The sequence below is a fragment of the Streptomyces sp. NPDC001507 genome (assembly GCF_042894765.1).
Classification (GTDB): domain Bacteria; phylum Actinomycetota; class Actinomycetes; order Streptomycetales; family Streptomycetaceae; genus Streptomyces.
Genome location: NZ_JBIAVV010000018.1, coordinates 32,470 through 58,983 on the forward strand (window position 1 = coordinate 32,470; position 26,514 = coordinate 58,983).

At 71.5% G+C, this 26,514-nt stretch carries 26 protein-coding genes; 12 read left to right on the forward strand and 14 right to left on the reverse strand.

Annotation, left to right across the window (positions count from 1 at the left end; genetic code table 11):
- Window position 1: 1 nt before the first annotated feature.
- Complete coding sequence (murJ, locus tag ACFY0K_RS42845; RefSeq protein ID WP_390644467.1) at window positions 2–1,780, reverse strand: murein biosynthesis integral membrane protein MurJ; 1,779 nt, start codon at window positions 1,778–1,780, stop codon at window positions 2–4.
- A 117-nt stretch (window positions 1,781–1,897) separates the two neighbouring features.
- Here murJ and ACFY0K_RS42850 point away from each other — a divergent pair, with 117 nt between their 5' ends.
- Entirely contained in the window at window positions 1,898–2,116 is a 219-nt protein-coding gene (locus ACFY0K_RS42850) for a hypothetical protein (protein WP_390644468.1), read from the forward strand.
- Between the two features lie 21 nt (window positions 2,117–2,137).
- On the opposite strand, the gene cyc2 is transcribed toward ACFY0K_RS42850, so the two are convergent.
- Complete coding sequence (gene cyc2, locus ACFY0K_RS42855; protein WP_390644469.1) at window positions 2,138–4,300, reverse strand: germacradienol/geosmin synthase Cyc2; 2,163 nt, start codon at window positions 4,298–4,300, stop codon at window positions 2,138–2,140.
- Window positions 4,301–4,482: 182 nt separating this feature from the next.
- On the opposite strand from cyc2, the gene ACFY0K_RS42860 reads away from it, so the two are divergent.
- Window positions 4,483–5,748, forward strand: a complete 1,266-nt coding sequence (locus ACFY0K_RS42860; protein WP_390644470.1) for a cytochrome P450 — start codon at window positions 4,483–4,485, stop codon at window positions 5,746–5,748.
- Here ACFY0K_RS42860 and ACFY0K_RS42865 read toward each other — a convergent pair.
- A complete protein-coding gene (locus ACFY0K_RS42865) occupies window positions 5,720–6,880 on the reverse strand; it encodes a damage-control phosphatase ARMT1 family protein (protein ID WP_390644471.1) in 1,161 nt (386 codons plus the stop codon). The two genes, ACFY0K_RS42860 and ACFY0K_RS42865, sit on opposite strands and share 29 nt — an antisense overlap.
- A gap of 54 nt (window positions 6,881–6,934) precedes the next feature.
- On the reverse strand, window positions 6,935–7,582 hold the full coding sequence (locus tag ACFY0K_RS42870; protein WP_390644472.1) for a ScbR family autoregulator-binding transcription factor: 648 nt from the start codon (window positions 7,580–7,582) through the stop codon (window positions 6,935–6,937).
- A gap of 470 nt (window positions 7,583–8,052) precedes the next feature.
- Here ACFY0K_RS42870 and ACFY0K_RS42875 point away from each other — a divergent pair, with 470 nt between their 5' ends.
- Window positions 8,053–9,012 carry a lytic polysaccharide monooxygenase gene (locus tag ACFY0K_RS42875; RefSeq protein WP_390644473.1) on the forward strand — a complete coding sequence of 320 codons (960 nt, stop codon included), beginning with the start codon at window positions 8,053–8,055 and terminating at the stop codon, window positions 9,010–9,012.
- 17 nt (window positions 9,013–9,029) lie between these two features.
- Here the strand turns inward: ACFY0K_RS42875 and ACFY0K_RS42880 are convergent, their stop codons facing one another.
- A complete protein-coding gene (locus ACFY0K_RS42880; RefSeq protein WP_390644474.1) occupies window positions 9,030–9,674 on the reverse strand; it encodes a Tat pathway signal sequence domain protein in 645 nt (214 codons plus the stop codon).
- 609 nt (window positions 9,675–10,283) lie between these two features.
- On the opposite strand from ACFY0K_RS42880, the gene ACFY0K_RS42885 reads away from it, so the two are divergent.
- The 3 genes from ACFY0K_RS42885 (at window position 10,284) to ACFY0K_RS42895 (ending at window position 12,602) form a co-directional block, all read left to right on the forward strand.
- A complete protein-coding gene (locus tag ACFY0K_RS42885; protein ID WP_390644475.1) occupies window positions 10,284–10,982 on the forward strand; it encodes a DUF6230 family protein in 699 nt (232 codons plus the stop codon).
- Entirely contained in the window at window positions 10,982–11,434 is a 453-nt protein-coding gene (locus ACFY0K_RS42890) for a DUF6114 domain-containing protein (RefSeq protein WP_352359762.1), read from the forward strand. The genes ACFY0K_RS42885 and ACFY0K_RS42890 overlap by 1 nt, the downstream gene beginning before the upstream one ends.
- A 193-nt stretch (window positions 11,435–11,627) precedes the next feature.
- Complete coding sequence (locus ACFY0K_RS42895) at window positions 11,628–12,602, forward strand: sporulation protein (protein ID WP_390644476.1); 975 nt, start codon at window positions 11,628–11,630, stop codon at window positions 12,600–12,602.
- A 13-nt stretch (window positions 12,603–12,615) separates the two neighbouring features.
- On the opposite strand, the gene tatA is transcribed toward ACFY0K_RS42895, so the two are convergent.
- From tatA to ACFY0K_RS42910, 3 genes are all read right to left on the reverse strand, one after another.
- Window positions 12,616–12,888: a Sec-independent protein translocase subunit TatA gene (gene tatA / locus ACFY0K_RS42900; protein WP_390644477.1), complete on the reverse strand. Its 273-nt coding sequence runs from the start codon at window positions 12,886–12,888 to the stop codon at window positions 12,616–12,618.
- 139 nt (window positions 12,889–13,027) lie between these two features.
- Complete coding sequence (gene mgtA / locus ACFY0K_RS42905) at window positions 13,028–15,517, reverse strand: magnesium-translocating P-type ATPase (RefSeq protein WP_390644478.1); 2,490 nt, start codon at window positions 15,515–15,517, stop codon at window positions 13,028–13,030.
- Window positions 15,507–15,869 carry an ArsR/SmtB family transcription factor gene (locus tag ACFY0K_RS42910; protein WP_390644479.1) on the reverse strand — a complete coding sequence of 121 codons (363 nt, stop codon included), beginning with the start codon at window positions 15,867–15,869 and terminating at the stop codon, window positions 15,507–15,509. Before ACFY0K_RS42910 ends, mgtA begins: the two co-directional genes overlap by 11 nt.
- Window positions 15,870–16,022: 153 nt before the next feature.
- Here ACFY0K_RS42910 and ACFY0K_RS42915 point away from each other — a divergent pair, with 153 nt between their 5' ends.
- The gene (locus ACFY0K_RS42915; RefSeq protein WP_093498487.1) at window positions 16,023–16,478 is read left to right on the forward strand and encodes a tellurite resistance TerB family protein; all 456 of its coding nucleotides are present in this window, start codon (window positions 16,023–16,025) and stop codon (window positions 16,476–16,478) included.
- Window positions 16,479–16,814: 336 nt separating this feature from the next.
- Here ACFY0K_RS42915 and ACFY0K_RS42920 read toward each other — a convergent pair whose 3' ends face one another.
- Window positions 16,815–17,780, reverse strand: a complete 966-nt coding sequence (locus ACFY0K_RS42920) for an ABC transporter substrate-binding protein (RefSeq protein WP_390644480.1) — start codon at window positions 17,778–17,780, stop codon at window positions 16,815–16,817.
- 356 nt (window positions 17,781–18,136) lie between these two features.
- Here ACFY0K_RS42920 and ACFY0K_RS42925 point away from each other — a divergent pair, with 356 nt between their 5' ends.
- From ACFY0K_RS42925 to ACFY0K_RS42940, 4 genes are read left to right on the forward strand one after another with little or no spacing between them, the layout of a single operon-like run.
- The gene (locus tag ACFY0K_RS42925) at window positions 18,137–20,650 is read left to right on the forward strand and encodes an ATP-binding protein (RefSeq protein WP_390644481.1); all 2,514 of its coding nucleotides are present in this window, start codon (window positions 18,137–18,139) and stop codon (window positions 20,648–20,650) included.
- A complete protein-coding gene (locus tag ACFY0K_RS42930) occupies window positions 20,647–21,123 on the forward strand; it encodes a roadblock/LC7 domain-containing protein (RefSeq protein ID WP_351712298.1) in 477 nt (158 codons plus the stop codon). The genes ACFY0K_RS42925 and ACFY0K_RS42930 overlap by 4 nt, the downstream gene beginning before the upstream one ends.
- Before the next feature lie 52 nt (window positions 21,124–21,175).
- Window positions 21,176–21,586: a DUF742 domain-containing protein gene (locus ACFY0K_RS42935; RefSeq protein WP_352359780.1), complete on the forward strand. Its 411-nt coding sequence runs from the start codon at window positions 21,176–21,178 to the stop codon at window positions 21,584–21,586.
- The gene (locus tag ACFY0K_RS42940) at window positions 21,573–22,169 is read left to right on the forward strand and encodes an ATP/GTP-binding protein (protein WP_217547088.1); all 597 of its coding nucleotides are present in this window, start codon (window positions 21,573–21,575) and stop codon (window positions 22,167–22,169) included. The genes ACFY0K_RS42935 and ACFY0K_RS42940 overlap by 14 nt, the downstream gene beginning before the upstream one ends.
- A 70-nt stretch (window positions 22,170–22,239) precedes the next feature.
- On the opposite strand, the gene ACFY0K_RS42945 is transcribed toward ACFY0K_RS42940, so the two are convergent.
- Genes ACFY0K_RS42945 through ACFY0K_RS42955 form a run of 3 tightly spaced genes read right to left on the reverse strand, consistent with a single transcriptional unit; the run spans window position 22,240 to window position 24,679 of the window.
- Entirely contained in the window at window positions 22,240–22,905 is a 666-nt protein-coding gene (locus ACFY0K_RS42945) for an ABC transporter permease (protein WP_390644482.1), read from the reverse strand.
- Window positions 22,902–23,552, reverse strand: coding sequence for an ABC transporter permease subunit (locus tag ACFY0K_RS42950; protein WP_351497229.1), 651 nt, complete (start codon window positions 23,550–23,552; stop codon window positions 22,902–22,904). The genes ACFY0K_RS42945 and ACFY0K_RS42950 overlap by 4 nt, the downstream gene beginning before the upstream one ends.
- The gene (locus ACFY0K_RS42955) at window positions 23,549–24,679 is read right to left on the reverse strand and encodes an ABC transporter ATP-binding protein (RefSeq protein ID WP_351961934.1); all 1,131 of its coding nucleotides are present in this window, start codon (window positions 24,677–24,679) and stop codon (window positions 23,549–23,551) included. The genes ACFY0K_RS42950 and ACFY0K_RS42955 overlap by 4 nt, the downstream gene beginning before the upstream one ends.
- Before the next feature lie 242 nt (window positions 24,680–24,921).
- Between ACFY0K_RS42955 and ACFY0K_RS42960 the strand changes: the two genes are divergently transcribed.
- Window positions 24,922–25,353 (forward strand): hypothetical protein, encoded by a 432-nt coding sequence (locus tag ACFY0K_RS42960; protein ID WP_390644483.1) that lies wholly within the window; start codon window positions 24,922–24,924, stop codon window positions 25,351–25,353.
- A gap of 14 nt (window positions 25,354–25,367) precedes the next feature.
- Here ACFY0K_RS42960 and ACFY0K_RS42965 read toward each other — a convergent pair whose 3' ends face one another.
- Together ACFY0K_RS42965 and ACFY0K_RS42970 are read right to left on the reverse strand one after the other, a co-directional pair.
- Entirely contained in the window at window positions 25,368–26,108 is a 741-nt protein-coding gene (locus ACFY0K_RS42965) for an FAD:protein FMN transferase (RefSeq protein ID WP_390644484.1), read from the reverse strand.
- Window positions 26,109–26,110: 2 nt separating this feature from the next.
- Window positions 26,111–26,512: an FMN-binding protein gene (locus tag ACFY0K_RS42970; protein ID WP_390644485.1), complete on the reverse strand. Its 402-nt coding sequence runs from the start codon at window positions 26,510–26,512 to the stop codon at window positions 26,111–26,113.
- Window positions 26,513–26,514 lie beyond the last annotated feature (2 nt).

The window sequence follows — 26,514 nt, forward strand, 5'->3', positions numbered from 1 at the left end:
TTCATCGGCCGAGACGAGTCCGCACCATGTCCACCATGGCGTCGACTTCGCTGATGCGCAGCACGCGCGCGAGAAGCAGGAACAGCGCGATCAGTACCGTCGCTCCCGCGGCGAGTGCCGTGAGCGCGGCGACGGCGGGGGCGTGCACCGCTGTCATCAGCCGGGCGGCGACCGATCCGGCCGCCAGGGACGCGGGCAGGGCGGCCCCGACGAGACGGGCGTAGGTCCGGACGACCCGGTGGCCGTCGAGGTCGCCGCCGAGTCGGTCGCGGAGCCGTTTCCAGGCGACGCCGACGCCGATGACGTAGGCCAGGCCGTAGGTGAGCGCCATGCCGGTCACGGCCCACCGCGCGGGGAGCAGAAGATAGGCGGTGAAGGATCCGGCGGCGTTCACGAGCGCGACGACGAGGGTGTTGAAGAAGGGCGTCCGGGTGTCTTCGTAGGCGTAGAACCCGCGCAGCAGCACGTACTGCACCGAGTAGGGGATCAGCCCCAGGGCGAAGGCCATCAGGACGAAGCCGATGTTGCGGGCGCCTTCCTCCCCGGCTCCGGCGTAGAGCAGCTGGATCAGCGGCACCCCGAGAGCGAGGAACGCGAAAGCACAGGGAACGATGGCGACCGCTGACGTACGCAGGCCCTGTGAGATGTCGTCCCGGACCGCTCCGTGGTCGCCGTCGGCGGCCGCGCGGGCGATGCGGGGAAGAACGGCTGTCATCACGGAGACGGTGATGATGGCCTGCGGCATCTGCCACAGGAGGAGCGCGTAGTTGTAGGCGGTGATGCCGGTGCCGGGGTGTCCGCTCTTCTCCGCGGCCGCGCCGGCCGCGGTGGCGAGGCGCGTCACGACGACCATGCCGGCCTGGTTGACGAGCACGAACAGGAAAGTCCATTTCGCCAGGCCGAGAGCCTTCCCCAGACCATGGCCACGCCAGTCGAAGCGCAGGCGGATCCGGAATCCCGAGTCGCGCAGGTAGGGGACCATGGCCAGTGCCTGGACCGCCAGCCCCAGAAGGGTGCCGACACCGAGCAGCCGTGTTCCCTGCGGTGTGATCGTCGATGCCGAGATTCCCGAGCGGGAGGCCGTGCCGAAAACCCAGGCGAACGACCCGAACGCGGCGATGATCAGGATGTTGTTCAGGACGGGCGTCCACATCATGGCGCCGAACCGCCCCCGCGCGTTCAGGATCTGACCCATCACCACGTGAATCCCCATGAAGAACATGGTGGGCAGGCAGTAGCGGGCGAAGGCGACCGCGACCCGCATCTGGTCGGGGTGCGTGGCCATCGAGGGCGACATGACGCGGATGAACTCCGGCGCCGCGACGACACATATCAGGGTCGCCGAGCCGAGGAACGTGACGACCAGGGTGATGAGACGGTTGGCGTAGGCGGCACCTCCGTCGGAGTCCTCCTTCATCGACCGCACCAGCTGCGGGATGAAGACCGCGTTGAGGGCTCCTCCGCCGACCAGCACGTAGATCATGGTGGGGAGGGTGTTGGCCACCTGGTAGGTGTCGTTGAGCGTTCCCACACCCAGCGCGGCCCCCATGACCAGAGTGCGCAGAAATCCGGTCAGGCGTGAGACCAGGGTTCCGGCCGCCATCACGGCGCTGGACTTCATGAGACCGGGAGACTGGCCGGCGCCGGAGCTTCCGCGCGGCGCCGGAACGGCTTCGGTCACGACAGAGTTCACGCCCGCGGCGGAGCCGGGCACCCGGCGGATCCGGAGCGTCTCGAAGTCGCGGGCGGCCGTGCGGCTGCCGTCGTCTTCAGCATCCATGCGTGATCCATCGCTCCCTGTGTCCGGCCGGCACGGCGAACACGCCACCCTACCGGCGGGACGGCGGGACGGACGGCCCTGCCGAGCCCGTCCCGCGCCGGGCCGCTGTCCACCTGGGTGCGGCCGGCGCCCGAGCAGGGGACGACCGAGCTCGCCCGGGTGGCGCTGATCCGCCGCCTGGACGGCATCTTCATGGACCAGAGCCTGCTGCTGCGTCCTGGCGGCAGAACGGACCTCGATCCGGCACCGCTGCTCCGGCTGGCCGAGGAGTTCGATCGGCTGGGCGACCTGGCGCAGGCCGAGCGGGCCCGGGGTCTGCACGCCTCCCTCCGGTAGGCACCCGCGCGACGGGCGCCGTCAGCCGACCGGAAGCACCGGAGCGAGCGGGGGGCGGTCCGGGACGAAGCCGTGGGCCCGGCGGGCGAGGTGGTCCGCCTTGTAGCGGTTGACGTGCTGGTGCCAGTTGAGGATGCCGGCCATCCAGTTCTGCAGGTCGCGGACATAGGCGTCCATGGCCGCACGCGCCTCGGCGGGCAGCTCGAAGTCGTCGTACACGACCGGTAGTTCGCTCGCGACGACGTGTTCGAACTGCTGCATCCGCTGGGTCATCAGGTCGTGGACGACATGGAGCGCGGTCGGGTAGTCGACGCCGAAGAAGTTCTGCACGACGAGGACGGCGTTGTGCAGTTCGCCGTCGTACTGGATCTCCTTCTGGTAGGAGAAGACGTCGTTGACGAGCATGCCGTAGTCGATGGCGGCGTTCTCCAGGGAGCGCACCGGGCCGCTGCGGTACACCTCCGGGGGAATCGCGGGGCCGTGGCCGCGGCGGGCCAGGCTCAGGGTGAGGTCCGATCCGAAGGTGGAACGGCGCATCTCCAGGTAGTCGACGGGGTCGGGGATGCGGTGCTGGAGCTGGTTGGACATCTCCCAGAGCCAGCTCTCGGTCATCCGGTCGACGGACTCCTTGAGGGCGAGCCGGTCCTCGGGACCCATCCCGGCGGTGGTGCGGGCCCACAGGTCGACGAGGCCGCGTTCCATGCCGGTGGCCGGCACCGGCACGGGCTCGTCGGCGAGGGGCATGCACGCCGAGAGCCGGGCCGTGGCGAGCCGGGCGCCGGCCAGGTCGCGGCGGGCGCCGAAGCAGAGCGGGTAGTAGTCGTCGGCATAGGTGCCCCAGGCCAGCCACCGGGCGCTGAGGTCGAGTTCCCCGGGGCCGGCGTCGGGGTCGAGTCCCGCGGCGCAGAGCACGAGGTCGGAGGCGGCGAGCCGGTCCTCGTCCCAGACGCCCTCGGACAGCATGCCGGTGCCGTGCATCCAGGCGGTCAGGCGGGGCCGGGCGGCGTCGAGGTGCGGGTTGAGCTCGACCTCGTACGGCATGTGGAAGTCGGGCAGGAGGGAGGGGCCGACCTGCTGGAAGGGCACGTGGGTGTAGGCGCGCAGGCGCTCGGCGGCGGCCGCGGCCAGTAAGGCGCCGACGTCCGCGGCGGAGGTGCCGGGGCCGGTGAGCTGCTGCCAGGGCGAGGAGGGGACGGCGCCCTGGTTCATGTAGCGGCTGGAGCGCAGGTGCCATTCGTGGCCGCCGGACTGCCAGTCCTGGAGGCCCTTGGTGTAGGCGGCGATCGCGGCGGCCTGGCCGGGGGTGAGGCCCTTCTCGGCGGCGAGGGCCGGGACTTCGGTGAGGGCGGTGTGCTCGAACTGGTGGAGCCGGGAGGTGAGGATGTCGTTGACCGCGTCGGCGGCCTCCTGGGTGGTGCAGTCGAAGAAGGTCTCCAGGACCAGGACGCCGTTGCTGTTCTCGCCCTCGTCCTCCACCTCGCGCTGGTAGGAGAACAGGTCGTTGCGCAGGTGCACGGCGTCCGCGAAGGTCTCCATGAGCACCCTGAGCGGCCGCGAGCCGGAGACGACGGCGGGCACCTCGGCCGTCGCGTACTCCACCAGCCCCGCCGACCAGGGGGCGCCGCCGACCTTGCGGCGCATCTCGATGTACTCGACGGGGTTGGCGATCCGCCCCTCGTTGATGTTGGACAGCTCCCACATCGACTCGTTCAGCAGGTGCTCGGTGGCGACCGAGAAGCGGCGCCGCCAGTCGACCGACATCGACGGCACCGTGCGCGCCCACAGGTCCGCGAGGCCCGCCTCGACCGGGTTCTGCGGCTCCGGCACGTGCGTGGCCAGGTCGAGCGGCATGAACAGCGGGAGCCGGTCGAGGTGGGCCTTGCCGGCGGCGCGGTCCTGGGTGCGCTTGTACATGTCGAGGAAGTGGTCGTCGAAGAAGAACACCCACACGTACCAGTCGGTGATCAGCGAGAGGGCGGGACCGTCGCAGTCGGGGTGGGTGTAGCTGCACAGCAGGCCGTAGTCGTGTGCCTCCAGGTCGGCCTGGGTCCAGATCCCGGACCCCTCCAGCATGCCCATCTCGCGGGCCCACTCGGTCGAATGGGCCCGGGCCTCCTCGAGGTGCGGGTTGAGCCGCGCGGGATACGGCATGTAGAAGTGCGGGAGTTCGAACGGCTGCGTCATGGCCGGGGCCCTACCCGCGCGCCACAAGGGCCATCCACCGCGCGGCACATGATCACACCATCGCGTGAACCGGCGCGGGTTCCGGGCACGGCCTCCTCCGCAGCGTGCCCCCGGCGCCTGCGGCCTCCGCCGCCCTGCCGTTCCGTCTTGCCCGGCCCCGCCGCACGGGTCACCGTGGTCGCATGACTTTCTCCGCCGGCGGCGGTGAAGCCCCGCCCGTACCCGATGTGTTCGATCCGCGCCGGTACGCGGTCGCCGTGCCGCACGCCGACTACCGCGTCCTGCGCGACCACCACCCGGTGTCCTGGCAGCGGGAGCCGGAGGTGCTGGGCTGGCCGGCCGGACCGGGGTTCTGGGCGGTGGCCCGGCATGCGGACGTGGTGCGGGTGCTCAAGGACCCGGGGACGTACTCGTCACGGCTCGGCGCGACCCAGATCCGGGATCCGGACCCGGAGGACCTGCCGTTCATCCGGCGCATGATGCTCAACCAGGATCCACCGCAGCACGGACGGCTGCGGCGGACGGTGAGCCGGGCCTTCACGCCGGGGCGGATCGGGCGGTTCGAGGCGGTGGCGCGGGAGCGGGCGCGGTCCCTGTTCGCCCGGGCGCTGTCGGCGGCCCGGGCGGGGGACGGCACCGTGGACCTGGTCGCCGCCGTCACCGACGAGTACGCGCTGCTCAACCTCGCGGATCTGCTGGGTGTCCCGGAGAGCGACCGGGACCTGCTGCTGCACTGGACGCGGCGGGTGATCGGCTACCAGGACCCGGACGAGGCCGGTCCCGGGAGGCTCGACGGCGAGGGCGGGCCGGTGAATCCGCGGTCGCCCGCGATGCTCCGGGACATGTTCGGGTACGCCCGGCAACTCGCCGCGCACAAGCGCCGGCATCCGGCCGACGACGTCATGACGGCCCTCGCCCACGACTCCGGACTCGCCGACGGCGAACTGGAGATGTTCTTCTTCCTGCTGACCGTCGCGGGCAACGACACGGTGCGCTCGGCCGCGCCCGGCGGACTGCTGGCGCTGGCCGAACACCCCGAGTCCTACCGCCTGTTGCGTGCGGGAAAGGCAGCCCCGGACAGCGCGGTGGACGAGCTGCTGCGCTGGCATCCCCCGGTGCTGACCTTCCGCCGTACCGCCACGCGGGACACCGAGCTGGGCGGTCGGCGCGTGCGGAAGGGCGACAAGGTGGTCGTGCTGCATGCCTCGGCCAACCGTGACGAGCGGGCCTTCGCCGGGCCCGACCGTCTCGACCTCACCCGGGCGCCGAACCCGCACGTGTCCTTCGGGGACGGGCCGCACGTCTGCCTGGGCGCCCACTTCGCCCGGCTCCAGCTGCGCACGCTCTACGCGCAGGCGCCGGCCGTCCTGGAGCCGGCCGGTCCCGCCGGGCGGCTCGTGTCCAACTTCATCAACGGACTCAAGTCGCTCCCGATGCGCCTGGGTTGACCTGGATCAGGGCATGGGTGCCGGCCGTGCGCCAGCGCGCCCCCTCGGCCGCGTCCAGGGCCGCCTCGGTGTCCGCGGAGAGCCCGGTGATCACATCGGACTTGAGGGTGCGCAGCGCGGCCACCGGACCCGGGAACCAGGCGGTGACGTCGGCGAAGGGGGTGGTCGGCGGCCAGAGCCGGTCGCCCACCAGGCGGCGGTAGTTGAGGTCGCCCTTGAAGATCGTCAGCGCGGCGGAGGCGAACTCGGCGCGCAGGTCGCCGGGCATCTCGGCGTACGGCAGCGGGGCGCAGGAGAAGGGGTGGGCGCGCACGGTGAGGCGGCCGTCGGCCATCGCCGACCAGAGGGTACGGCCGTAGTCGGCGGCGGCGCCGGGGGCCGCGGTGAGCCTGCGCAGGGCGTCGAGCACGTCGGCGGTCGTGGCGTCGGAGACGTAGTACGGGTAGGGCTTGATGTGCAGGACCGCGCGGGCGATGCGGTCCGTGTCCAGGAGGTGGGCGATCAGCAGCAGGTCGGGGACGAGTTCGCGGCCCGCGTTGTCGGCGACCAGGCACAGGGTGCCGCCGCCGTGGAGCAGCGGCCACAGGGCGGCGCTGTCGTCGGCGACCAGGGCGGCTACGGCCTCGCCGGACTCCGCGGCGGAGAGCCGGAAGCCGAGGTCGGCGCGGTTGCCCCACAGGGAGCCGTGCAGCAGGGCCCGGTCCGGGTCGTCGCCGAGGTCGTCGAGTGCGGCGAGCTCCTCGTCGGTCTCCTTGGCGTCGAGTTCGGCGAGCTTGAAGGGGCGGAAGGGGTCGATGCCCTGCCAGGGGCCCGGGCCGAAGTAGCCCACGGCGTCCAGGAGTCTGCGGTAGAAGTAGCTCTCCGACCACAGCCACGGCACGTCGAACCAGGACCGGCCGGTGTGGGCGTCCAGGTCCCAGTCGCGCCAGTCGCCCGCGTCGGCGGGCAGGGGCTCGATCACGCCCTCGGTGCAGTCGTGCAGCAGCGCGTCGAGGGCGCGGTGCTGCCCGGGGCCGTACGGGAAGGCGTCCCGCACCTGGCGGATGATCGCGGGGTGCCGTTCGGCCAGCACGCTGTGCGGGAACGGGCCGGTGGTGCCGAGGATCACGGGCGGTTGGGCGGAGTCGGGCATGAGAGCCACGCTATCGCGCGGGCCGCCCGGCTCCGCCGCACCGCACAGCACCTGTCAGGCGGTTCTGATCTCGCGCTCCAGCTGGGTGGCGAGGGTCAGGTAGCGGGCCCGCCGGTGCACCGGGACCAGGCTGCGGATCATCAGGTGCCACATCTCGGCGACCCTGCGCGGCAGCCGCCCCACCGGCTCCAGGTTGCGGCCGGCGACCCGGGTGCCGACGAAGAAGCAGACCAGGGAGTGCGCGACCGCGCCGACGTCTATGTCCGGGTGTATGTCGGACTCCTTGACGGCGCCCGTGAGTTTGCGGGTGGCGAACTCCAGCCACTCGGTGAACGGGTGCCTGAGCGGCGGACGTACGGTGACGTCCGCGGTGGCGAGGCGCAGGCCGGCCCGCGGGATCGGGCCGTCCACGGAGAGCCGTGCGATCGCGAACGTGGTACGCATCAGGGCTTCCAGTGAGGAGTAGCCGCGGCTGTCCATCTCCCGCACCAGCTGGCCGGAGGTGCGGGACTGGAGTTCCATGATGGCGTGCGCCAGGTCCTCCTTGGCGGCGAAGTGGAAGTAGAGCGCCCCCTTGGTGACCTTCGCGTGATCGACGATCTCGCTCAGGCTGGTGGATTCATAGCCGTGCCGGTCGAAGAGGTCGGCGGCGGCCGTGATGATCGTGGCGCGGGTCTGCTCCGCGCGTAACTGCCTCGCCATCGACTCGACGCTCCTTCACGGCTTCGGTACTGCACGGCTTCAACGACGTCCCGGCTGTCAAACCGACGGGGCATGCGGTTTGTTTTTACCCCGTGCACACGATAGCTCACCGTGCGGCAACGGGAGACATCTGTGCGGACCTGGTGACGGACACGTGCAAGTCGAGCGTGCGGCCACGTGATCACGGGCCCGCAGTGCACGAACGCACCAGATCAGCACGCGCTCCTCCCTCGTCCTCGCACCGGTCTCCGGAAGCGTCGCGGCCGGCCGGGCGGCCGTCGGTGATCGCCACGATACGAGCCGCGCGGTTGGTTCTCAATGGCGCCCGGCACGTCGGCAAACCGGACGATCCAGTCGGTGTCGCGCACTTCGACCGGCGCTGTGACCAACCGCGTTGAACGGCGCGGCGCCGATTTCCGTACTCAGTGCGGCAGAACCCCCTACCCGCGCCCGCCGAGGAGACGTCCCGCATGACCCGGACGACCGCCCGCCTGAGAGTCGCGGGAGCCGCTGTCGCGGCCCCGCTCCTGCTCCTGTCGTGGGCGGCGGGTTCCGCCCGGGCGCACGGCGCGCCCACCTATCCCGTGAGCCGGGCCTACGGCTGCTCCCCCAGCGGCGGCAGTGCCGCGACGGCGGCCTGCAAGGCGGCGATCGCGGCGAGCGGGCAGAACTTCGTCGCGTGGGACGACGTGCGGGTGGCGGACGTGAACGGCCGGGACCGGCAGGTGATTCCGGACGGCAGGTTGTGCAGCGGCAACCTGCCGGCGTACAAGGGGCTCGACCTGGCGCGCGCGGACTGGCCTGCCACCGAACTGGCGCCGGGCGCCCGGATGACGATGACGTACGCCGCGACGATCGCGCACTCCGGCACGTTCAAGCTGTATCTGACGAAGCCCGGCTACGACCCGGTGAAGCCGCTGACGTGGTCCGAGCTTTCCGCGCAGCCCTTCGCGGAGTTCAAGGACCCCCCGCTGACGAACGGCGCGTACCACTTCACCGCGGTGCTGCCCGCCGACCGGACGGGCCGTCAGGTGCTGTACACCGTCTGGCAGACCAGCAGCACGCCTGACACCTACTACTCGTGTTCCGACGTGGTGTTCACGGCGAAGAGGACGCCGAAGAAGGAGGCCGCGAAGGGCGCGGCGCAGGGCGGGCAGAAGGACGGCGGCGCGACCGCGGGCACGAAGCCACGACCGAGTACGACGCCGGCTCCCGGCGCCTCGGAGAGCGATCCCGCGCGGGCACAGCGGACGGCGGCGGCGACCCCGGTCTCCCCAACGACCGGAACCCCCGCCGCCGACAGCACTCCGGTGGCCTCCGACACGGACCCCGGCTCGGGCCCGTCGGCGCCACTGCTGGCGGGCGGCGCCGCGGCGGTACTGGTGCTCACCGGCGGCGCCGCCCTGGCGTTGCGTCTGCGTCGACGCTGACGGCCTGTGTTACGGGGTCAGTTGACGAAGACGGCGGCACCGTTGTCGCTGACCGGGGCGTACTTGGCGGTGAAGTAGCCGGCGGAGGGGCAGAGGATGGAGCCGGAGGACTTCGTGAACGCCTGGTTGCTGAAGGCGAGGCTGTTGTCGGTGTTGGAGCTCGTGCCGGACAGGCTCGGGGCCTGGTAGACGCAGGTGATGCTGCCCAGCAGGGTGGTCAGCTTCACCGTGGTCTGGATGGTCGAGCCGCTCGGCGGGGTGACCGCGACCGTGCCGTCCGAGGAGACCGTGGTGGTGTACGGCAGGTTGTTGACCGTGATGCTGGAGACGCCGGTCACGCCGGTCACGTTGCTGGTGCAGTTGCCGAAGGTCTGCGCGCCGGCCGACTCGGTGGCGGTGCCGGGGGCGGCCGGGTTGTCGGTGACCGTCGCCGTGAAGGTCGAGGCGGCACAGGTGATGCCGCTGGTGCTGGTGGCGCTGGAGTAGAGGGTGGCGGTGGTGCCGCTGGCCAGTGCCGCGCTGAGGGTGTCGCCGACCGCGACGGCGGTGCCGCCGGCGCTGCCCGTGGTGAGCACGGCGCCGTCGGCGGAGGCCGGAACGGTGGCCGCGACCGAGAGGGCGACGACGGTACCGGCGAGGGCGATGAGGGTTCGCGTACGCATGCGGGTTTGCCTCTTTCTTTGGGGGGTCCTGCGTGGGGTGAGGTGGGGGGTTCGAGGGCGCTGACGCAGCGCCGGCCGTTGCCGGCTCGTCACGCCTTCTCCGTACGTGACGGGCCGGCAACGGCGGTCAGGCCGGACACCGGCCGAAAGCCTGGGGGGTTAGGCCTCCGGCCGGGCCGGTCAAAGGCGTACGGGTACGGCCCCTGGGGGGAAGCGACCGTGCCGACGCCGCTGAGCGGAGCGGTGATCGAAGAGGCCGGGAAGCGGTCGATGCCGCTCGGCGGATCCGGCGCCACGGATCCGAAGGAAACCAGGGAGAGTTGTAGACCTGATCAGCCGTCAACGTCAAGGCCGAGCAAGGGAGTTGAGTATTGGATCATGGGAATGCATGGTGGGAACATAATTGACGCGAATTCAACACCCTTTTTTCACAACTGTCTTGACCCTGAAAAGTAACCGCCGGTAACTTGCGGCTTGGCTACTGCTGCGTAACGAGAAAGCCCTTGCACCCGCCGGGAGTTGTGAGGAGGCGTGCGCGGCAGCCGCTGTCCGCGCCAGGACAACGTGCCACTGAAGCCCAACCCGCGTGACTAATGCATGGGAGCAGACATGGCCGAGTCCCCGGACGTTCCGTCCGCCGACAACACGCCTGAGAACCCGGGAAGCGGTTCTCTTTCCGAAACACCAGACACCACCGGGGACACCGGAGGGGCACCGAGACGCGGACGGGTCCGGGCCCGCCGGGCCGCCGTGATGGCCGTACCGGCCACGCTGGGCCTCGCCGGCCTCGCGGTCCTGACCGCGCAGGGAGCACTGGGGGTGTCGTTCTCCATCTCCGGCATGCCCTTCACGGTCACCGCCAAGTCGCTCAACGGCACCGGCTTCGAGCAGTTCGGCGCGCTCGACAGCATGGCCGACGGCAGCCCGAACGCCGGTGACACCGGCGGTCAGGTGCTGGTCGTCACCTCGGCGATCAAGAACGCGACCCTGGACAGCCTCTGCCAGAGCGTCGACCTCGGCGGCACCAACCTGCTCATCAAGGCGGGCAGCGGCTCTTCGAAGGTGCAGGCGACCGACCTGACCACCGACTCGACCGAGCTGTCGGGTGACGCGTCCTTCAACAACATCGAGATCGGCAACGACGCGAGCACCCTCACCAAGGCCGGGGTCAAGGGACCCATCGGCGTCTTCAGCCAGCAGGCCGACACCGTGCACATCGACAACCTGCGGCAGACCAACTACGCGACCACTGCCGGGGTGTTCAAGCTTCCCGGCCTGAAACTCAGCTTCAGCGACTCGGGTTGCTGATGTCCGGCACAGACACTCCACCTGTGGGGTGGCGGCCCGCCTTCCGTCGTTGGCGGGCCCGTCGGCCGTTCTGGGGCGGCCTGCTGCTGACCCTGGGCGGCACGTGGATCCTGCTCACGGAGAAGGCCGCGCTGAAGGTCGTCATACACATCGGCATGCAGGGCCTGGTGGGCTACCTGCTGCCGGTGATCATGGTGGTGTGCGGCCTGCTGACCCTCTTCAGCCCCGGACAGCGCCTCTTCTACTCCATCCTCGGCATCCTGTGCTCCCTGGGCACATGGGTCACCTCCAACCTGGGCGGTTTCTTCCTCGGCCTCGCGCTCGGGGCCGTCGGCAGCTGCATGATCTTCGGCTGGCTGCCGGACCAGGAGCCCCGGGTGAGCCGGCGCAGGCGGCGCAAGGCCGCGCGGGCGGCGGCGCAGGGGTTCGGTGAGGGTGCGGAAGCGGCCTGACACCTGCGCGGAAGAGGCGGGCCGGTGGGTTTCGGTCCGCCTCTTCCTGTATGTGCGAGGACCTTAGTGCGCCACTCCCCCGAACAGGTGACTTGGGAACTTCTTTGCCGTTGTCGTGAGTTCATCGGGCAGCCGGACGGCGTGTGGCCGGCCGGGGTGTGCGTGACGAGTACGGCGAAGGAGCGGCGGCTTCATGGTGTTCAAACGGCTGCTGGGGGCGATCGGAGTCGGCGGTCCCTCGGTGGACACGGTGCTCGACGGTGGCACGGTGGTGCCCGGCGGGGTGTTGTCGGGGCGGGTGTGGCTGAAGGGCGGCTCGACGGCGGTGGACGTCGAGCACGTCGGCCTTGAACTGCTCGCGCGCGTGGAGGCGGAGCACGAGGAGGGGGAGAGCGAGGGCGCGGTCGTCTTCGAGCGGTTCACCGTCGGCGGCGGCTTCCGGCTCGGCGCCGAGGAGGAGCGACAGGTGCCGTTCAGCGTGCCGGTGCCGTGGGAGACACCGGTCACCGAGCTGTACGGACAGCCGCTGGGCGTCGTGCTCGGGGTGCGCACGGAGGTCGGGGTGGCCGGCGCCCGGGACAAGGGCGATCTGGACCCGGTCGCCGTCGGGCCGCTGCCCGTCCAGGAAGCAGTCCTCGACGCCCTCGGCGGGCTGGGCTTCGGCTTCCGCTCGGCGGATCTGGAGTACGGCCGGATCGGCGGCACCGGCCAGCAGTTGCCGTTCTACCAGGAGGTCGAGCTGACCCCGGCGCCGCAGTACGCGCACGAGGTCACCGAGATCGAGCTGACCTTCCTCGCCTCCCCCGCCGGCCTGGAGGTGGTCCTGGAGGCGGACAAGCGCGGTGGCCCGTTCTCCGCCGGGCACGACGCACTGACCCGCTTCACGGTCCGCCACGAGGACGCCCGCACCCTCGACTGGAGCAGCGAGGTCGACGGCTGGATCCGCCAGTTGATCGCCCACCGGGAGGCCTACGGCGCCCACGCGGCATACGGCCACGGCGGGCACCACGACGGCGGGCACCACGACGGCCACCACCGCTCCGGGCCGGGCCTCGGCACGGCGGTCGCCGCCGGTGCGGCGGGCCTCGCGCTCGGGGCGGTCGGTGGAATGGTGGCGGCCGAGGTGGTCGACGAGATCGGCGACTTCTTCGAGGGGGACGAGGACTGACGCCGGGGCGGGGTCAGCTCGGGGAGACGGTCGGCTCGCCGGCCGGCTTCGGCTCCGGCTGCGCGGTGGCCGTGACCGGCTCCGCCGCCATCTGTACCGACGTCGGCTCCACCGGCGCCGCCGCGGCCGTGTCGTCGGTCTTCATGGCCTTCGCCTCGCTCTTCAGGATGCGCATCGACTTGCCCAGGGCCCGGGCGGTGTCGGGCAGCTTCCGGGAGCCGAAGAGCACGATGAAGACGATCGCGACGATCAGCAGATGCCAGGGTTCGAGTCCGTTACGGAGCATGACCGCCCCCTCCCTTTCTCACGTTTTTCCGTGCCGACGGAGGGTGCTGCATGCGCCCCGGCCGGGCAGCGACGATTGCTACATTGCGCAACTGTACAACCCGGAGGGGGAAATGCCCCCCGGACCCGGCCCGCGCTCGCTACCGCCGGTCGTGGCGTGCCCGCACCGCCCGCAGCGCGAGGGCGTACAGCCCCAGGACGGCGGCGAGCAGCACGTAGTAGCCGGCGGGCAGGCCGGTCACGCCCAGGGCCGCGCCCAGGGGGCCGGGCGGCAGGAGCAGGCCGACGGCGGCGAGGGCGGCGGCGGCGCGGCCGACGGGCCCGGGGCGGGTGCCACCGCGCAGCAGGAACATCACCAGGGCCTGGGTGAGCAGGTTCTCGGTGAACCAGGCGGAGTGGAAGACCGCCTCGTCGTCGAGGGCGTCGGGGCCGCGCAGGGCGAGCGCGAGGACGCCGAAGGTGGCCAGGTCGGCGACCGCGTTGAGCACCCCGAAGCCGGTGATGAACCGCAGGAAGGCACGCGGCCGCAGCACGGTCGGTCGGCGCAGTGCCGCAGGTCCGGGCCGGTCGTACGCGAAGGCGAGCTGGGCGGCGTCGAAGCAGAGGTTCTGGGCCAGCACCTGGACCGGGAGCATCGGCAGGAAGGGGAGCAGCAGGCCGGCGGCGAGCATCGCGATGACGTTGCCGAGGTTGGAGGAGAGCGTGACCCGGAGGTAGGAGGCGATGTTGGCGCTGCTGTGCCGGCCCGCGGTGACGGCGTGCCCGATGGCGCCGAGGTCCTTCTCGGCCAGCACCACGTCGGCGGTCTCGCGGGCGAGGTCCACGGCGGCGCGGGGCGCGATCCCGACGTCGGCCGCGCGCAGGGCGGGAACGTCGTTGACGCCGTCCCCGAGAAACCCGACGGTGTGCCCGGCGGCCCGCAGCCCCGCGACGATCCGGGCCTTGTCCTCGGGGGTGCAGCGGGCGACGACGACGGCGTCCGCGTCGAGGCGGTCACCGGCCACGGCCACCGGCCCCGCGGCCAGGCCGAGGTCCCGGCAGGCGCGGGCCGCGGTCGACGGGTGGTCGCCGGTGAGGACGCGGACGGCGACACCGAGGCCGGCGAGGCCGCGCAGGGCCTCGGCGGCGCCCGGTGCGAGGGCGTCGCGGAAGGTGACCAGGCCGCGGAAGGTGAGGCCGTGCTCGTCGGCGGCCGTGCAGGGGCGGGTGCGGGCCGGGCGGCGGGCGGTGGCGACAGCGAGGACCCGCAGCCCGGCGCCCGCCTCACGGTCGGCGAGGGCGAGGAGGCGCTCGCGTTCGGCGGGGTCGAGGTCGCAGCGGTCCAGTACGTCCTCGGCGGCACCCTTCATGACGAGGTCATGGGTGCCGAGGGGGCCGGCGACGACGGCGGTGGCGGTGCGCCGCTCCGGGTCGAAGGGGACGGCGCCGATGCCGTCGTACTCCTCCCCCACCGGCCCTGCGGCCGTGAGCAGGGCCTCGTCGAGGGCGTCGGGTGCGGGCAGTTCGGCGAGCTGCAGGGTCCACCAGGCGCCGACGGCCGCCCAGCGCAGCACGTCCGGGTCGTCGGCGCCGTCGGGCCCGAGGGCGCGTTCCACGACGGGCCGGTCCTGGGTGAGGGTGCCGGTCTTGTCGAGGCAGAGCACGTCGACCGCGCCCAGGTCGTGCAGTGCGGGCAGCCGCCGTACGACGACCCGGTGGGCGCGGGCCAGCAGCGCGGCGCCCCGGGCCAGGCAGGTGGTGACGATCACCGGGAGCATCTCGGGGGTGAGCCCGACGGCCACCGCGACCGCGAAGGGCAGTGTCTCGAGTCCGCGGCCGCGCAGGGCGGCGTTGGCCATGAGGACCAGCGGTGGGGTGAGCAGCATGAACCGGATGAGCACCCAGGAGATGCCGTGCACGGACCGGTCGAAGGCGCTCGCCTCCCGTCGGCCGCCCGCGACGCCCTGCGCGGCGGCGAACCGGGTCCGCTCCCCCGTCTCCACGACCACCGCCGTGGCACTGCCCGAGGCGACCCCGCTGCCCTGGAAACAGAGGTACGGCTCCTGGAAGGGCCCTGGGGCCGCCGCGGCGGGGACGTCTACGGCGGCCTTGGCGACCGGCGCGGACTCGCCGGTGAGCACGGCCTGGTGCACGGTCAGCCCACGGGCGCGCAGCAGTCGTACGTCGGCCGGGACCAGGTCGCCCGGGCCGAGCCGGACGACGTCGCCCGGGACCAGGTCGGCGACCGGGACCTCGCGCGGACGCGGCTCCGCGTCCGCGCCGGCCCGGCGCAGCACGGTGGCGGTGCCGGCGACGAGTTCGCGCAGGGCGGCCAGCGAGCGATCGGCACGGTGTTCCCCCGCGGCGCGCAGTCCGCAGCTGACGGCGACCAACGCGAGGATCACGACGGCCGTGCCCCAGGAGGCGACGAGGGCGGAGACCAGGCCGAGGGTGAGCAGGACGGCGGTGAAGGGGTCGCGCAGGGCACGGGCGCAGCGCAGCGGCCAGGAGGCGGTGTGCGGCAGGGGCGGGGAGTTCGCGCCGAGGTCGGCGAGCCGGGCCGCGGCCTCGGCCTCGGTCAGCCCGCGCGGTCCCGTGTCCAGCCGGCGCAGCACCTGCAGCGAGGTGGCCGCCTCGCCCTCAGAGGCCATGGAGCCGTCGGGAGGCCGGGACTTCGGCGCCGGTGGTGCGGGCGGTGAGGCGGCAGACGAGCAGGCGTACGACGTCGACGACGTCGGGGTCGTCGACCAGGTACACCTGGCGGCGGCCTTCCCGGCGGGAGCGGACGAGGCCGGCCAGCTTCAGTTTGGTGAGGTGCTGGCTGACGGCCGGCAGCGCGCCGCCGACCCGTTCGGCGAGGCCCGTGACATCGCTCTCGCCCTGGGCCAGCGCCCAGACGATGTGCAGCCGGGCGGGCGAGGCGAGCAGCCCGAAGGCCGCGGCCGCCTCCGTGAGCACGTCCGCGGTGGGGTCCTCGTAGCCGCTGCCGGGCACCGTCGCCACCGTCGTGGTCCTCCTGTCCACCGCGCTCTGTCCACCAGGCCGGAGGGACAGTTTAGGACGTGGGAACTTATCGGCCGCCGCGCAAGTTTCTACGGTGTTGTAGAAGTAATTTTTTGGCAAGCAGACTTCTTACCGACCGAGGAGTGAGTGCGCATGGCCCTGTGGGACCGCATCAAGGATTCCGCGACGCAGATGCAGACCCAGCTGGTGGCGAAGAAGAACGACCTGAAGAGCGGGGCGTTCCGGGACGCGAGCATGGCGATGTGCGCGCTCGTGGCCGCTGCCGACGGCACCATCGACCCGGCCGAGCGCCAGCGGGTCGCCCAGCTGATCGCCACCAACGAGGTGTTGCAGAACTTCCCGGCGGACGACCTGCGCCGACGCTTCGAGGAGAACCTGAACAAGCTGACCGCCGACTTCGCCTTCGGCAAGGTGAGTGTGCTCCAGGAGGTGGCCAAGGCGAAGAAGAAGCCGGCCGAGGCGCGGGCCGTCATCCAGATCGGCATCGTGATCGGCGGCGCCGACGGCGACTTCGACAAGACCGAGCAGGCCGTGGTCCGCGAGGCGTGCTACACCCTGGACCTGCCGCCGCACGAGTTCGACCTCTGACCGGACCGAAGAAACCGAGGCCGAGGCCGGACCCGGCGGGACGGGGACGGCTCACATCGGACGGCCCGTGGCCCAGTGTCGCCCCCAGCTGCTGTACGGCGTTCAGCGCACCCGCCGCCGTGCCCGCGCCGCCGGCGTGGCTGCGCAGCAGGCGCACGGTGTGGCCGGCCGCGTCGGACGGGTCGACGGTGACCCGGTCGAGCGCCTCGGACGGTACGACGGGAACGGCAACGGCGTCGGCCGGCCGGACGAGTCCGGTCAGGCCGAGGCCGTTGCCGTCGAGCACGACACGGTCCCAGGAGGGTCCAGGGAGGATCCGTGGCAGGTCGGGCACGGTCAGCTGCTGAGGCCGGCCTTCTTCAGCCAGGCCTGGGCGACGTCCAGCGGGTCCTTGTTGCCCGACTGCACCTGGGTGTCCAGATCCAGCAGGGTCGCCGTGTCCAGCTTGGCGGAGACGGCGTTGAGCGCGTCGGTGGCCGTCTGGTTCAGGGCGCTCTTGTATACGAGGGGCTGGACGTTCTCGAAGCCGAAGAGGTTCTGCGGGTCCTGCAGGACGACGAACTTCTCCTTGGTGATGGTCGGGTCCGTGCTGAAGATGTCGCCGGCCTGCACCGCGTTCTTCTTCAGGGCGGCCTGGGTGAGCGGGCCGCCCGCGTCGAGCGCCTTGAAGGACTTGAACTCCAGGCCGTAGACGTCCTTCAGGCCGACCAGGCCCTGCTGACGGGTCTGGAACTCCGGCGAGGCGCCGATGACCAGGTCCTTGGCGATGCTCTTCAGGTCGGCTATGGAGGACTTCTCGGTGAGGTTGTACTTGGCGGCGGTGGCCGCGTTGAGCGTCACCGTGTCCTTGTCCTGCGCGTCCGCCGGGTCGAGCAGCGTCAGCTTGGAGTCCAGCTTGGCCTCGATGGCCGACGTGGTCGCCTCGACGGTCTTCGGGGCGGCCTTCGGGTCGAGGTAGGCGAGCAGGGCGCCGTTGTACTCGGGCAGGACCGAGATCGAACCGTTCTTGAGCAGACCGTAGGTCGTCTCACGACTGCCGATGTTCGCCTTGTAAGTGACCTTGACGCCCTTGGCCTTGAGTGCTTCGCCGTAGATGTCGGCGATCAGGATGCTCTCGGCGAAGTTGTTCGAGCCGACGACAACGGTGTCCCCGCTCGCCTTGCTGTCCGACAGCGGGTCGGACTTGCTGTCGTTGGAGGAGGAGGAACAGCCCGCCAGCAGGGCCGTCGTCGCGGCGAGCGCGACGGCCGCCACGCCTCGGTATGTCCGGATTGACCTGCTGGGAAGGGTGTTGGAAGTCACGGTTGCCGTTCCGGGAGCTGTGGGAAGGGTGGGGGTGTTGCGAACCACGCGGGAGCTTGTGCGCCACGGGGCTGTTGCGAACCACTCCCGACGATCCAATCCAGCCGGTTCTCGGTGAGTCAAGTGTCTCCGGGTCACCGATTGGCTTCGATCCGTGGCCAGTTGTGGACGGAGAGCGGTCTCTTTGTAACGGATTCTTGATAAAGAGCAAGCGGAATCGCGCTTCAAGAACGCTGTAGTCTCACGGCAGTTGATATCGGTCACAGCGGTGCACGGGGCCCGCTACACGGTGTCGTTCCGCAACAGCTCGGGGTGAAGACGCCCCCCAGACCAGACACCCTCATGAAGGAGGCCCGGTGTCCACGAACCAGGTGGACGCGCCCGTCCGGCCCGCCCAGGCGCGGGGCGGGATACGGGGTTTCGCCGACCGTTGGCCCTTCCGGCGCAAGCTCAACCTGCTGGTCGGTGTCCCGCTCGCCGTCATCGCCGTGCTGCTTGCGTACGTCTTCACCGACCTGCTGGAGCAGTCCACCAGCGCGGAGGACGCCGCGCAGACGGTCCGGGACAGCGCGCAAGTGGCACGTCTCGTGGACAGCGTCGAAGCGGAGCACCAGCAGGCGATCCTGCTCTCCGCGCGGTACGAGTCCGGCTACTCCACCCCCTCGGCGGCCGCCTACCGCGCGGCCCAGAAGACGGTGGACTCCCAGGTCGCGAAGGTCCGTGACACCTTCGGCGGCCGGCTGCCGGACACCGAGGCGGCCGCCCTGCGGCAGGTCGAGGGGCTGTCCAGCCTCCGGGACTCCGTCGAGCAGTCCTACCTGCCCGCCGACAACATCGACCCGGCCTACACCAACGCGTCCAACGACCTGATCGACGGACTCGGCCTGGACCGCGACACCAACCTCGCCGCCACCTTCACCGGCAACCTGCTGGACTCGCTGCTGCGCGCGGACGCCGCCCACGGCGCCTTCGAGACCAACGTGCTCGCGGCGACGACCGGTGACACCAACGCCCTGATCGAGTTCACCAACGCGGTCGGCGCCTACGACCTCTACCAGCACCAGGCCGACCGGTTCACCCGGTTCGCCACCGAGGGACAGGCGCGGCAACTGGCCGACGTCGAGCACACCAAGGCCCAGAGCACCATCGCCGAGTCCTTCGCCGAGCTGCAGATCGACCCGACCAAGCTGCAGTCCGGCAACCCGGACCAGATCCGGGCGGCCGTCAAGGACGCGCTCATCGACTACCCGGCCTATCTCCAGCAGGCCACCGCCCGGCTGACCATCACCACCTCACTCATCGGCCAGATCGCCGACCGCGCCGACGCCGCCGACCGCGCCGCCGAACTGCGGGCCGTGCTGCTGCTGGGCGGCGCGCTGCTCGGCTTCGTCCTCTGGATCACCCTCGCGGCACTGGTCCGCCGCTCGGTGATCCGCCCGGTGCAGGCCCTGACCGGGGTCGCGCACGAGGTCGCCGAGGTGGCCGGCCGCGAACTCGCCCGCGTCGCCGACGACGACGCCGAGGACTCCGGCCCGCCCCGGCTGCGGGACATCCCGGTCACGGCGCGCGACGAGATCGGCGACCTGGCCGAGGCGTTCAACCAGGTGCAGACCACCGCCGCGGCCCTGCTCGAACGCCAGGTGCTCAGCCGCCGCAACACCGCCGAGATGTTCGGCAACGTCGGCCGTCGCGTCAGCAACCTGACCACCCGCCAGCTCGCCTTCATCGACGCGGTGGAGCGGGCCGAGACCGACCCGGCCCTCCTCGAACGCCTCTACTCCATCGACCACATCGCCGTCCGCCTGCGCCGCAACGCCGACAGCCTGATGCTGCTGGCCGGCATCCGCGAGACCGTGCTGGCCGCGGGCCCGACCCCGGTGTCCAACGTGGTCCGGGCCGCGCTCGGCCAGATCGAGGGCTACCAGCGGGTTCGGCTGTACGCCGGCACGGAGGCCATGATCGAGCCGGACATCATCGGCGACCTCACGCTGATGGTGGCCGAACTCCTGGAGAACGCGGTGTCGTTCTCGCCGGCCGGCAGCCCTGTCGAGGTGACCGTCCGCTCCAGCGACGCGGGCGCGCACATCGTTGTCACCGACCACGGCCTCGGCATGAGCGCCGAGCGGCTGGCCGAGGAGAACCAGCGGCTGATCCGCCGTGAGCGCCTCGACCTGGTGCCGACCAAGGTGCTCGGTCTGTTCGTGGTGGGTGCGCTGGCCCGGCGCTGGGAGATCGGCGTCGAGCTGACCCGGACCCCGGGCGGCGGCGTCACCGCGGAAGTGACGCTGCCCGCCCGCCTGTTGCTGACGATGAGCGCGGTGGCGGACACCTCCGGCACCCCGTTCGCCGCGGAGCCGACCGGAACGGCCGGGCCGGCCGTTCCGGTGGCGCCGGCGATACCCGCGGCGACCGCGGCACCGGTCGAACCGACCGGCCCGACCCCCGCCGTCACGGTGCCCTCCTGGGCCGAGCAGGAGAGCCCGCTCCCCCGCCGGCTGCCGCGCCGCGAGTCCGCCCCCGAGCCCGCGACGCCACAGCCCCCGCTGATCCCGGCCGCACGCTCCGGCGAACCCCCGGCCGGGGCGGACACGGACGCCGTCCCCGACTCCGCCGACGGGCCCCGCCCGCTGCGCCGCCGGGTACGCGGCGCGACCCTCCGCACCACCGTCGGTGCCGCCCAGACCCTCGCCCAGGCGCCGCGCACCCGTGATGCCGAGGCCGAACGCGACGCGCTGGACGAGTTCGAGGCGGCGGTGGAACGCGCCCGGCGCGAGGGCGACACCGGGAGTTACGAACGGCCCGCACCGCGCACCGACCCCCTGCACCCCCCGCAGGACCAGAACCACCTTCCGGAAGGAGCCGAGCAGTGAGCACGTCGACAGGTGACACCCCGACGGGCGGCGTCACGCCGACCGACCTGCAGGCGGCCGCAGCCGACTTCACCTGGCTGCTGAACCGCTTCGCCACCGAGACCGCCGGCGTGGTCGACGCGATCGCCGTGTCCTCCGACGGTCTGCTGATCGCGGTCTCGGAACTGCGTGAGCGCGCCCACTCCGAGCGGCTGGCCGCGATCGTCTCCGGCATCACGAGCCTGGCCGCCGGCGCGTCCGGCAACTACGGCCTGGGCGGCCTCAACAAGGTCATCATCGACCTGGAGGGCGGCCATGTCATCGTCTCCGCGATCGGCAGCGGCGCCGTGCTCGGCGTGGTCGCCGACAAGGAGGCCAAGCTCGGCAACATCGCCTACGAGATGACGCTGTTCGCCAACCGCGCGGGTGCGGCGCTCAGTCCGCAGCTCGTCCTGGAACTGAAGAACAGCGTCGGCGTCCCACAGACGCGCTGACCGGCATCGCCGGTCGGCACAGCCGAGAAGGCCGAGAGAGGAAGACACAGCCATGGCGGACCCGCCTCCGGGCCCGGACCCGGTCGGCCCCGCCCCGGCCGTACGGCCGTTCCTGGTCACCGCCGGCCGGGTGGCGGACAGCGCCTCCGGACCGGCGATGCCCGTCGAGACCCAGGTGGTGGCCACCGCCGCCGGACTCACCGCCCTGGACCGGCTCTCCTTCGAGCAGCACGACATCGTCGCCGCGTGCCGGATTCCGCAGTCGCTCGCGGAACTGGCGGCCCGGCTGCGGCTGCACCTGAACGTGGTCCGGGTGCTGGCCGAAGACCTGCGCGAGGCCGGGCAGCTGACGGTGCACGTGCCCGACTTCGAGGCCACCCACGACTCGTCCGTCCTGCGCAGGGTTATCGATGGCCTGCGGGCCATCCCCGACTCCCGAGGGGTACTCCGTGACACCGACTGACTCGCTGACCCGGGGCACCGGGCGTACGGCCGTACGGCCGCCGCTGCCGGTGAAGATGGTCATCGCGGGCGGTTTCGGCGTGGGCAAGACCACCGCCGTCGGCTCGATCTCGGAGATCGAGCCACTGACCACCGAGGCCTCGATCACCGAGGTCGCGGCGGGCGTGGACGACCTCTCGCTCACCCCGCGCAAGACGACCACGACCGTGGCGATGGACTTCGGCTGCATCACCATCGACCCGACACTGAAGCTGTACCTGTTCGGCACGCCCGGGCAGGAACGGTTCGGCTTCATGTGGGACGACATCGTGGAAGGGGCGCTCGGCGGGCTCGTCATCGTTGACACGCGTCGCCTCGACGACTGCTACGCGGCGGTCGACTACTTCGAGCACAAGGGGATTCCGTTCGCCGTCGCGATCAACGCGTTCGACGGCCGCGTCGAGCACACGCTGGACGAGGTGCGGTGGGCGCTGGACGTCGCCGAGGGGACGCCGCTGGTCGTCTTCGACGCGCGGGAACGGGGTTCTGTGCGGGATGCGCTGCTTGTCGTGCTGGAACTGGCACTGGCGCGTAGTGGGGGTTAGCGCGGCGGGTGGGGAACTGCGGGCCGTGTGTGGCTGAGCGCGCAGTTCCCCGCGCCCCCGAAGGGGCGCGCTATCCCCTCCGCACTCCGGGAGAAACCGTCACTCGGGCTATGGCCCAGAAGATGCCCAGCGTCGCCAGGGCCATCGCCGCCACCAGGGTGGCGCCGCCCACGACCTTCTCGTAGTTCTTCTGGTAGAGGCCGTCGATGATGTAGCGGCCCAGGCCGCCCAGGCTGACGTAGGCCGCGATGGTCGCCGTCGAGACGATCTGGATGGCCGCCGAGCGCAGGCCGCTGAGGATCAGCGGGAGGGCGACCGGGAGTTCGACCTGGAAGAGGACGCGTGACTCCGGCATGCCCATGCCCCGAGCCGCGTCCACCGGCGACGGGTCGACCGAGCGCATCGCCTCGTACGTCGTGACCAGGATCGGCGGCACCGCGAGGATCACCAGCGGGATCATCACCGGCAGCATGCCGAAGCCGAGCCAGATGAACATCAGGACCAGCAGGCCGAAGCTGGGCAGTGCCCGGCCGGCCGTGGCGATCAGGGCGAGGGTGTTGCCGCCGCGCCCGTAGTGGCCGGTGATCAGGCCGATCGGCAGGCCGATGACGGCCGCGTAGGCCAGCGCCTCCAGGGAGTACTGGACGTGTTCCCAGAGCCGGGTGGGGATGCCGTCGTAGCCGTGCCAGTGACTGCTGTCGCTGAAGAAGGCGTGGACGAAGTTGAGGACGTTCACCGGGTGCTCTCCTTCGGCATCCAGGGCGTCAGCACACGGCGTACGAGGACGAGGACGGCGTCGGCCAGGATGGCCAGCACGGCGGTGGTCACGACCGAGTTCACCGCCAGTTCGGGACGGTGGTAGATGTTCGCGTCGTTGAGCAGGTTGCCGAGCGCGCCCTGGTTGCCGATCAGCATGCCGACGCTGACCAGGGAGATGCTGGAGACGGTGGCCACCCGCAGGCCCGCGATGATGGCGGGGACGGCGATCGGCAACTGCACCTGGAAGTACCGGCGTACCGGGCCCAGGCCCATCGCGGTGGCGGCGGCCAGGGTCTCCGCAGGGACCGAGCGGACGCCGTCCACGATGGCCGGGACCAGGACCACCAGGCTGTACACGGCGAGCGGGATCATCACCGTCGTCTCGGTCTGGCCCGTGTAGTCGATGAGGACGACGAAGAAGGCCAGCGAGGGGATGGCGTACAGGATCGTGGTCACGCCCAGCACCGGCGGGTACAGCCAGCGGAAGCGCACGCAGAGCTGGGCGATGGGCAGGGACACCAGCAGGCCGGCCAGGACCGGGATGAGGGCCTCGCGCAGATGCAGCCCGATCAGCCCGAAGTAGGTGTTCTGGAGGTCGCTCGGGATGTCGAAGAAGCCGCTCATCCCCCGACCTTCGCGTCGTCGCGGCCCTCGGCGTGGGCGGTGCGGATCGCGGCGCCGATGACCTGCTGGGAGACGACGCCGACCGCGCGCCCCTCGCCGTCCACGGCCACGGCCCAGCCGGTCGGCGAGAGGACGGAACCGTCGAGGGCTGCGCGCAGCGAGTCCCGGCCGGGCAGGAAGGGGCGTCCGTACGGGACGAGCTGCTCCGGGCGGATCGACCCCGCGGTGAGGGTCCGCGGCTCGCCCCAGCCGAGCGGCCTGCCGTCCAGGTCCGTGACGAGGAGATAGGGCGCGTCGGCCGTGGCGCGGGCGCCGAGCCGGGTGGCGTCGGCGTCGATCGCGACGATCGGCGCGGTCTGCAGTTCGAGGTCCGCGGACGGGAAGAAGGAGAGCCGCCGGATGCCCCGGTCGGCGCCGAGGAAGTCCTCGACGAAGGCGTCCGCGGGGTCGGTGAGCAGCTCGGCCGGCGGGGCGTACTGGGCGAGGTGGCCGCCGGTGCGCATCACGGCGACCATCGTGCCGAGCTTGATCGCCTCGTCGATGTCATGGGTGACGAAGACGATGGTCTTCCCCAACTCGTCCTGGATCCGCAGGAGTTCGTCCTGAAGCCCCTTGCGGACCACGGGGTCGACCGCGGAGAACGGCTCGTCCATCAGCAGCACCGGCGGGTCGGCGGCGAGCGCCCGGGCCACGCCGACGCGCTGCTGCTGGCCGCCGGAGAGCTGGTACGGGTACCGCTTGGCGAGCGCCGAGTCCAGGCCCACCCGCTCCATCAGCTCGGCCGCGCGGGCCCGCGCCTTCTGCTTGGTCCAGCCGAGCAGCCGCGGCACGGTGGCGATGTTGTCGACGATGGTGCGGTGCTGGAAGAGACCGGCGTTCTGGATGACGTAACCCATCGACCGGCGCAGGGTGTTGACCGGCTGCGCGTGGATGTCGGCGCCGTCGAGGAGGATGCGGCCCTCGGTGGGTTCCACCATCCGGTTGATCATCCGCAGGGTCGTCGTCTTGCCGCAGCCCGAGGGACCGACGAAGACGGTGATCGAGCGGTCCGGTATCTCCAGGGAGAGCCGGTCGACGGCGACCGTACCGTCCGGGTACCGCTTGGTGACTGAATCTATCCGTATCAAAACGCCGAATACCCTTCGGGTTTGCCAGAAAGTGCCCAGTTGTCGACCACGGTCGCCGTGGCGCAGGCTGTTCGCCCAGAGTCTAAACCGGAAGTGTTTCAGCACTTTGGCAGCTGACTGATCCTCTTCAGTTTGTGACCTGACCGTCCTCCGCTGTGCGCCACCTGTGAGTTCCCTGATTCTCATTCCTCGCTCAGTGAGGCCTCAGGACCGCCCCAGGCAGCGCCCCGACCGTCATGGTCATGAACGAAACGAACGCGGCCTTCCCGGACGTCGATCCGTCGACGGCCCCGGTCCAGGACGGCCGGCACCGGGCCGCCGCCCCGCCGGTCTCCCGCACCAGAAGGCTGTTCCTCGGCGCCCCGGAGGACCCGCGCTGGGCCCGCCCGGCCCTGTGGGCGGTCCTGCTCCTGGCCACCGCCCTGTACGCCTGGAACCTCACCTCGATCACCGGCAACTCCTTCTACGACGCGGCGGTCTACTCCGGCACCAGGAGCGACTTCCTGTTCCACATCCGCCGCGGAATGCTGGAGTTCGTCGGCTTCCAGGTCCTCGATCCGGTGGTCACCCACGCACCGGCCCGCATGACCGGCCAGGAGCGGACGGCGGCCCTGGACGCGGTCGCGGAGTCCGTCGCACGTCTCGCGAAGCAGCACCCCTCCCCCGTCCGCTGAGCCGCCGGGACGCGTCAGGCGGCCGTCGGCCGCTCCCCCGCGACCGGGAAGCCCGCCGTCCGCAGCACCTGCCGGCCGGCGTCCACGGCGAACACCTCGCAGCCGGGGCGCGCGGCCGCCCACCCCACGCCCTCGGCACCCATCGCGAAGGCGGCCGTGGCCACGCAGTCCGCCTCGGTCAGTGAGGAGGCGACGACCGTCAGGCTGAGCAGGCCGGTCGCCGGGCGCCCGGTGCGGCCGTCGACGATGTGGTCGCCGCGCTCGTAGCGGGCGGAGGTGGCGACCGCCCCGTCGGTGAGTTCGAGGACCGTGCACAGCCGGTCGGCGTGCTCGGGGTGCCGTACCCCCACCCGCCAGGGCCCGCCGGCGGCGACCACGTCACCGCCGGCGTTCAGCACGAAGCGGCGCGCCCCGGCCGCCGACAGCAGTTCCGCGGCCCGCTGCACCGACCAGCCCTTGACCACCGCGCACGGGTCCAGGCCCCGCCCCGGCAGCCGTACGTCGAACGCGCCCCCGGTCGCCAGCCGGTACTCCTCGCACAGCGCGAGCACCTCGGCGAGGTCCGGACTCACCTCGGCCTCGGCGATCTCGCCCCGGTCCAGGCGGCAGACCTCGCTGTCCGGCCGGAAGGGGCTGAACCGCTCGTCGACCTCGCGCAGCCAGGCGAACACGGCGTCCGCGGCCGCCCCGAAGTCCCCCTCGTCGTCGATCCGCAGCGAGACGGGGAAGCCCATGACGTGTTCGACCCGGTGCATGGTCAGCCCTTCGCGTCGATCGCGGCCTGGAGGGACTCCTTGTAGCCGTCGCTGGTGATCGTCGCGCCGGACACGGTGTCGATGTCGGCGCTCTGTGCCTTCAGTGTCTCAGCGACGAGCACCGGGACCGCGGCCGTGGTCTGCGGGTGGTTCGGCTGCTGGAGCATCGTGACGGCGGAGATCCTGTCGCCGTCGAAGGTGACCTGCACCTGCACCGGCCCCTTGTCGGTGTTGACGGTCGTGCCCTTGACCACCGTCCCCGAAGAGGCGGCGGCCGAGGAACTCGGGGCGGGCTCGGCGGTGGACGTGCTGGTGGTGGTCGTACCGCCGATCGACGGCTCGTAGCGCCAGACGGGGATCAGGCCCGCGATGCTCAGAACGACGACGGGTATGGCTCGCTTCACGG